Annotated in this window: 1 protein-coding gene; it reads right to left on the bottom strand. The window is 43.1% G+C overall.

Annotated features, from left to right (window positions below; translation table 11 throughout):
- The coding region (locus ACYVTD_RS14830) for a DNA translocase FtsK (RefSeq protein ID WP_461248485.1) at positions 1–743 on the bottom strand (743 nt) is incomplete at both ends.

Consider the following 743-nt stretch of genomic DNA (forward strand, 5'->3'; position numbering starts at 1 on the left):
TTGTAATTTTTTGCGGTCTTTGTCAATTTGGCTTTCCAAATCTGCGGCGCGCATTCCCATCGAGTCGAGGCAGGCATAGCGTCTTTCCATTTCATAAATGCAGTATTGAAGCGCCTGAAACGCTTTTTTGGAATCGGTAATTACCGGCGTCAATAAATGAGGAATGTCGTTATATAACTTTAATTCAACAATTTTTGGGTCAATAAGCATAAGTCTGCACTCCGCCGGATGAAGCTGATACAGTATCGAAAGAATTATAGAGTTTACACAAACTGATTTTCCAGAGCCGGTAGCGCCCGCGATTAACAGGTGCGGCATTTGAACAAGATCAACTGTTTGCGCTTCTCCTGTGATGTCTTTTCCCATAACGACGGGAATCTCCATTTTTTTCTCTTCGCGCTGAAGCTCATTTTCGATAATTTCTTTAAAAGAGACAATGTTGCGTTTTGCGTTTGGAACTTCGATACCTACGGCGTGCTTTCCAGGAATAGGGGCTACAATGCGCACAGACGAAGCGGCAAGACGCAGGGCAATGTTGTCTTGTAAACCGACAATTTTTGAAAGCTTAACGCCGGGAGCGGGGAGAATCTCGAACATGGTAATTACAGGACCTTTTCTTATGCCTGTAACTTCAGCTTGAATATTAAATTCATTAAGAGTTTCCTTTAATGCGATAGCCGCGTCTCTTGTAGCTTGATCTATTACCCAGTATTCGCCGGCGGGGTATTCGTTAAGAATATCTA

The sequence above is a fragment of the Treponema sp. R6D11 genome, assembly GCF_054786075.1.